This is a genomic window from Streptomyces scabichelini, from assembly GCF_011045015.1.
GTDB classification, from domain to species: Bacteria; Actinomycetota; Actinomycetes; order Streptomycetales; family Streptomycetaceae; genus Streptomyces; species Streptomyces scabichelini.
The window spans coordinates 1-6,401 of record NZ_JAAKZY010000353.1; the positions used below are offsets into that span (position 1 = coordinate 1).

5 protein-coding genes are annotated in these 6,401 nt (G+C 70.3%); 3 read left to right on the forward strand and 2 right to left on the reverse strand.

Annotated features, from left to right (window positions below; translation table 11 throughout):
• Positions 1-1,032, reverse strand: a 1,032-nt coding sequence (locus G5C60_RS48815; protein ID WP_165270449.1) for a threonine synthase, incomplete at its 3' end; no start/stop codon positions are given.
• Between the two features lie 258 nt (positions 1,033-1,290).
• Here G5C60_RS48815 and G5C60_RS48820 point away from each other — a divergent pair.
• Positions 1,291-2,868 (forward strand): S8 family peptidase, encoded by a 1,578-nt coding sequence (locus tag G5C60_RS48820; protein WP_165270451.1) that lies wholly within the window; start codon positions 1,291-1,293, stop codon positions 2,866-2,868.
• A gap of 51 nt (positions 2,869-2,919) precedes the next feature.
• Here G5C60_RS48820 and G5C60_RS48825 read toward each other — a convergent pair whose 3' ends face one another.
• Positions 2,920-4,113, reverse strand: a complete 1,194-nt coding sequence (locus G5C60_RS48825; protein WP_165270457.1) for a serpin family protein — start codon at positions 4,111-4,113, stop codon at positions 2,920-2,922.
• Positions 4,114-4,204: 91 nt separating this feature from the next.
• Here G5C60_RS48825 and G5C60_RS48830 point away from each other — a divergent pair, with 91 nt between their 5' ends.
• Positions 4,205-5,407 (forward strand): DUF4190 domain-containing protein, encoded by a 1,203-nt coding sequence (locus G5C60_RS48830; RefSeq protein WP_165270453.1) that lies wholly within the window; start codon positions 4,205-4,207, stop codon positions 5,405-5,407.
• 147 nt (positions 5,408-5,554) lie between these two features.
• The gene (locus tag G5C60_RS48835) at positions 5,555-6,307 is read left to right on the forward strand and encodes a GntR family transcriptional regulator (RefSeq protein ID WP_165270455.1); all 753 of its coding nucleotides are present in this window, start codon (positions 5,555-5,557) and stop codon (positions 6,305-6,307) included.
• Positions 6,308-6,401: the final 94 nt, after the last annotated feature.

Below are 6,401 nucleotides of genomic sequence, written 5' to 3' on the forward strand. Positions count from 1 at the left end.
CTCCCGCACCGCCGCCCAGCAAGCCACCCCCGTCGACTCCACAAACAGCCCCCTCGACGCCAAGTCCCGCTGGGCATGCCGGATCTGGTCCTCCGTCACCGTCAGAAACGTGCCTCCGGACTCCCGTACCGCCCGCAGGATCTGCCGTGCCCGTGGCGGGCGGGGAATTGCGATGCCCTCCGCGAGAGTGGGCGCCATCGGTGTGGTGTCGAGCAGGTCGTCGGCGCCTTCCTCCCAGGCGCGGGCGAGGGGTGCCACGGCGGCGGACTGGACCGCGTACAGCGCGGGGCGCCGGTCGATCAGGCCCGCCGCGTGCAGTTCGGCCACCGCGAGAGCCGTGCCGAGCAGCAGCGTGCCGTTGCCGACGGGGACGACGAGGACCTCGGGGAGCCGTCCGTCGAGGTCCTCCCAGAGTTCGTGGGCGTACGTCTTCGTGCCGTGCAGGAAGTACGGGTTGAAGACATGGCTGGCGTAGAAGGTGCCCTCCTCGTCCGCCGCCGCCCGGGCCGCCCGCGCCGTCGCCTCGCGGTCGCCGGGAACCACCTCGAGCCGGGCCCCGTGCGCCCCGATCTGCTCCAGCTTCTTGGGCGACGTGCCGTCAGGGACATACACCGTGCACGGCAACCCGGCGCGGGCGCAGTACGCGGCGACCGCCGTGCCCGCGTTGCCGCTGCTGTCCGCGATGACCCGCCGGGGCCGCAGCCGCAGGGCCAGCTCGGCCAGCATCACCGCACCGCGGTCCTTGAAGGAGAGCGTCGGCATCAGGAAGTCCAGCTTGGCCGACACCCCGTCCTTCAGCGGGACCAGCGGCGTACGTCCCTCGCCCAGCGACACCGACGGTGCGCCCAGGGGGAGGCACTCTGCGTACCGCCACAGTGAGTTCGCCCGCCCCGCAAGGGACTTGAGGGGCGCGGGGGTCGGCGAGAAGTCCAGATCGAGCGGGCCGCGGCAGACCGGGCAGCACCAGGCGAGCGAGTCCGTGGGGACGCGCGTGCCGTCCTTCGGGCAGAAGCAATCGGGGAGGGGAGCCATACGCGCAGGTTAGATGTGGGATTTGGTGGCGCTCTGTCATGACTGGCGGGTGGCGCCTGTGTTACGTCCGTGCAGGGCCCTTGTGTAAATCCTGTGGAAGCCTCAATCTTTCGGCTGACGCACAGGGTTGTCACCGAACTTGGCATGACCCTGTCTTCTTCTGTGTCTTCTTCTGTGTGCTCGACCGGCACCACTTGCGTGTGCTCCGACCGGCACCACCCCCCACCAACGCGCCACCGATTGAGGAGGATCCCTCAGATGGCAGTGATGCGTCATGCCCGGCGAAGACTCGCCGGAATCGGCACCGGAATCAGTGCGACAGCCCTTGTCGCCGGCCTCGTCACCGCTCTCCCCGCCCAGGCCGCCGCGGCCCCCGTGGGCCCCGTCCAGTACGCGGACGCGCCCGGGACGATCGCGAACAGCTACATCGTGACCCTCGACGCGGACGCCGCGAAGGCCGGTTCCGCCGAGGGGAAGGCCCTCGCCAAGGAGTACGGCGCCAAGATCGAGCGTACGTACAAGAAGGCGCTGAACGGCTACGCGGTCGAGGCCACCGAGGCCGAGGCGAAGAGGTTCGCCGCCGACCCGGCCGTGGCCTCCGTCGTCCAGAACCGCACCTTCACGATCGAGGCGACCCAGCCGAGCCCGCCCTCCTGGGGCCTGGACCGCATCGACCAGGCGGCCCGCCCGCTCAACCAGAGCTACACATATGACGACACCGCAGGTGAGGGCGTCACCGCCTACATCATCGACACCGGTGTCCGCATCACCCACGGCGACTTCGGCGGCCGGGCCTCGTACGGCTACGACGCCGTCGACAACGACAACACCGCCCAGGACGGCCACGGCCACGGCACGCACGTCGCGGGCACGGTCGGCGGCACGGCGTACGGCGTCGCGAAGAAGGCGAAGATCGTCGGCGTCCGCGTGCTCAACAACTCGGGGCAGGGCACGACCGCGCAGGTCGTCGCGGGCATCGACTGGGTGACGACCAACGCCGTCAAGCCGGCCGTCGCCAACATGAGCCTCGGTGGCACCGCTGACACCGCGATCGACACCGCCGTACGCAACTCCATAGCCTCCGGCATCACGTACGCCGTCGCGGCCGGCAACGAGACGACCAACGCGAGCACCCGCTCGCCCGCCCGCGTCACCGAGGCCATCACCGTCGGCGCCACCACCAACACCGACGCCAAGGCCAGTTACTCGAACTACGGCACCGTCCTGGACCTCTTCGCCCCGGGCTCCTCCATCACCTCCACCTGGGCCACGAGCGACAGCGCGACGAACACCATCTCCGGTACGTCCATGGCGACCCCGCACGTCGCCGGAGCCGCCGCGCTCCACCTGGCGGACAACCCCACCGCCACCCCCGCCGCGGTCCAGACGGCACTCGTCAACTCCGCCACCACCGGAGTCGTCACCAGCCCCGGCACCGGCTCGCCCAACCGCCTGCTGCGCGTCGGCAGCGGCACCACACCGCCGCCCACCGGCTCGCGCTTCGAGAACACCGGGGACTACGCGATCGCCGACAATGCCACCGTCGAGTCACCGCTCACGGTCAGCGGCGTCGCGGGCAACGCGCCCTCGGCCCTGAGCGTGCCGGTGAACATCGTCCACACGTACGTCGGCGACCTCCAGATCCAGCTGATCGCCCCCGACGGCACGGCCTACACGCTGAAGGCGTACGGCACGGGCGGTTCGAGCGACAACATCAACACCACGTACTCCGTGAACGCCTCGTCGGAGGTCGCGAACGGGGCGTGGAAACTCCGGGTGAGCGACAACGCCGCGCAGGACACCGGGCGGATCGACTCATGGGCGCTGCAGTTCTGAGCCCTCGTCAGTAGATCGTCTTCACCGGCTCATCATCAGTAACCTTCGCTCTCAACCCTCGTCCTGGCGGTACGGCTTCGGGTCCGTGACCCAGCCTGCCGCCAGGACCAGGCGTGAGGTGCGGTGGACGGCGAGGAAGGCGAAGGGCCGGTCGAAGGTGGCTCTGATCGTGGTGGTCATGTAGCCGGGTCCGGCCGGTGCGCCGGTGGGTTGGGCGGCGACTGCCGTCACCGCGGCCGCACGGAAGCCCAGGGCGCCGAACCTCGCCATGGTGGACTGCTGGGCCGATCCGATGGCCAGCGGGGAGCCGCTGATTCCGGGAAAGTGACCGTGCGCGGCGTCGCGCGCCGTCGTGAGACCGAACAACCGGTGCAGTTCCAGCAGGTCGTGGTGCGCCGTCATGTCGTACGCCATCGTCGTGACGTCGAGCTTGGGCGGCTGGGGCCTCGTGCAGCGTTCCTTCTTGACGCGCAGGCCGGGGCCCGCGTCGCCGTACGGGAGTTGAGGGCCCGGTACGGCCGGGTGCCTGCGGTCGAGGAGGCCCAGACCCGCACCCAGCACCCGCTCCGGAGTCATACGCTCCTCGCCGAGCAGGAGATGGACATCGATACCGGTGGTGCCCGGCACCTTCAGCTCGGTGACGTATCCCTCCGGTGTGTCCGCGACGCCGACCAGGTCCAGCAGGACGCTGCTGCGGCGCAGCCCCAGGAGCGTACGTGCGCGCCACGGCCCTGAGCGCGGCCTCACGGGCCACTCCTCGAACGGGTACTGCCACTCCGTGCGCAGGGCGAGCGCGCTCGCCAGGACCAACTGGGTGTCCTTCGTCAGCGCGACCGGCATGCGCTCGATCAGGCCACCGGTCCGCTGTACCGCCCACGCGTCCAGCGCCCCGTGATCGGCCTCCATATCGCCCGTGAGTACTCCGTGCGTCTCCGCGGGCAGCCCCGCCGCCCACTCCTCCCGCAGTTCCAGCGTCCGCTGCGTCCACAGCCCGAGGGCCGAGTCAAGGCCTCGCATCCCGCCCATGGCACTCAGCAACTCCCGCCCCGCGGACGCCGCTTCGTCGGCCGGCAGGCCCACCGCCTCGGCCAGTTCCGCGCGCGCCGCACCCTCCGCTCCGTCCGCCAGGAAGGCGAGCAGCGGCCACACCCCGGCCGCCGAGAAGACCGTGCCGCCGGACGCCGCCCCGGCCCACCTGGCCGTCAGCTCGTTGACAGCCCGGATCGCCCCATTCGTCACCTGCATTCCGCCCCCGTCCACACCGCGCTTACCATGCGCCCAGTCGTACACGTCGTACGTCAGTTCCCGGCACCACCGGACGAGGAGCACGGTACTAGTGGACATACCTCCGCCCCCTGGGGCTCCTGGGCCCCAGCAGCCCCAGGGGCAGTACCCGCCTCCGGGTCCGTACGGCGCGTACCCCGGCCAGGGACAGGGGCCAGGTCCGTACGGCTACCAGCCCTGGGGCCAGGGCTACTCCCCGTACAACCGTCCCGCTCCCGTCAACGGCTTCGCCATCGCGGCGCTCGTCCTCGGCATCCTCTGCTTCCTGCCTCTGATCGGGCTGATCCTCGGCATCATCGCGCTGGCGCAGATCAGGAAGAAGGGCGAGCGCGGCAAGGGCATGGCGATCGCCGGGATGGTCACGTCCGGGATCGGCGCCGCGGTCATTCTGCTCGCGTTCGTCACCGGCGGTACGTCCGGGTTCTGGGAGGGATTCAAGGAGGGCGTGCAGGAGGGCGCGACCTTCTCCGTGGCCAAGGGCGAGTGCTTCGATGCGCCCGCCGGCTCGATGGAAGGCACGGCGTACGACGTCGACAAGGTGCCGTGCGAGGGCGAGCACGACGGCGAGGTGTTCGCGAACTTCCAGATGAAGGACGGCGGTTACCCCGGCGACGACGCCATCACGCAGACCGCCGACGACAAGTGCTACACGCTTCAGCACGCCTACGCGATGGACGCCTGGGCCGTGCCGGACAACGTCGACATCTACTACTTCACCCCGACCCCGGAGAGCTGGGACCTGGGCGACCGCGAGATCAGCTGCCTGTTCGGCAACACGGACGAGACGGGCAGCCTGACCGGCTCGCTGCGTCGCGACGAGACCGTGCTCGACGCCGACCAGGTCGCGTATCTGAAGGCGGCTCACGTCCTCAACGAGGCCATGGAGTCGGCGCCCGCGGAGGAGTACGTCGAGGACGACCTGCCCGGTCACAAGCAGTGGGCGATACGGGTCTCCGGCGCCCTCACCGAGCAGGCCGGCCTGCTCCGCGGCCACGACTGGCCCGCTGACGCGCAGGGTCCGGTCGCCGCGCTGGTCAAGAACCTCGACGCGGCCCAGAAGGAGTGGCTGAAGGCAGGCAGGGCCGCCGACGCGGACGTCTTCTACGAGCACTACGAGAAGGGCGCGGACCTCACCGACCCCAAGAAGACGGTCACCGCACGCAAGGCTCTGGGCCTCGCCACGAAGCCGCCGGCCTCCTACGAGGACGACGGTGACACCGAGGGCGGCACCGGGGGTGGCGCCGCCGAGGTGTGACGGTGGCTATAGCGGAGAGAAAGTGCCTGGTAAAGACCCACCCGGCCGTCTGTCATCACATCGAGTGATTCTCTGGCCCTCGCTTGCTTCGTGCAACCCAGGGTTGCCAGGCTGTTGCTGTCTGTACAACCTGATGGGAGTGGCCCAGTGGCATTCGGTGAGCAGCCGGCGTACCTCCGTGTCGCGGGTGATCTCCGCAAGAAGATCGTCGACGGCTCGCTGCCACCGCACACCCGGCTCCCGTCCCAGGCCAGGATCCGCCAGGAGTACGGGGTTTCGGACACGGTCGCCCTGGAGGCCCGCAAGGTGCTGATGGCCGAGGGGCTGGTCGAGGGCCGCTCGGGGTCCGGTACGTATGTGCGCGAGCGCCCCGTGCCGCGCCGGATCGCCCGCTCCGGGTACCGGCCGGAGCGCGGCGCGACGCCCTTCCGCCAGGAGCAGGCCGACGCCGAGGCACGCGGCACATGGGAGTCGTACAGCCGCCAGAGCGAGGCGAGCGCCGCGATCGCCGAACGGCTCGCCATCCAGCCCGGCGACCGCGTGATGTGCACGAAGTACGTCTTCCGGGACGCGGGCGAGACGATGATGCTCTCCACGTCCTGGGAGCCGATCGCCGTCACCGGCCGTACGCCGGTGATGCTCCCCGAGGAGGGCCCGCTCGGCGGCATGGGTGTCGCCGAGCGCATGGCGGCCATCGACGTGATCGTGGACAACGTCACGGAGGAGGTGGGCGCCCGCCCCGGCCTCGCGGAGGAGCTGGCCGCGCTGGGGGGTGTGCCTGGGCATGTGGTGCTCGTCATCCAGCGCACGTTCTATGCGTCGGACCGGCCGGTCGAGACGGCGGATGTGGTGGTACCGGCGGATCGGTACCGGATCGCGTACCACCTGCCGGTGAGGTAGGGCTCCGGCGGTTGGGCGGTTGGGTTCGTTGTCGGCTGCAGCGCCGTTGTGGCTTGTCGCGCAGTTCCCCGCGCCCCTGGGTGGGTGGGGGGTG

What these genes read in the sequence shown, in the direction of transcription:
- G5C60_RS48820 (WP_165270451.1), top strand. Translation starts at nt 1,291, where the DNA reads ATGGCAGTGATGCGTCATGCCCGGCGAAGACTCGCCGGAATCGGCACC.
- G5C60_RS48825 (WP_165270457.1), bottom strand. Translation starts at nt 4,113, where the DNA reads ATGCAGGTGACGAATGGGGCGATCCGGGCTGTCAACGAGCTGACGGCC.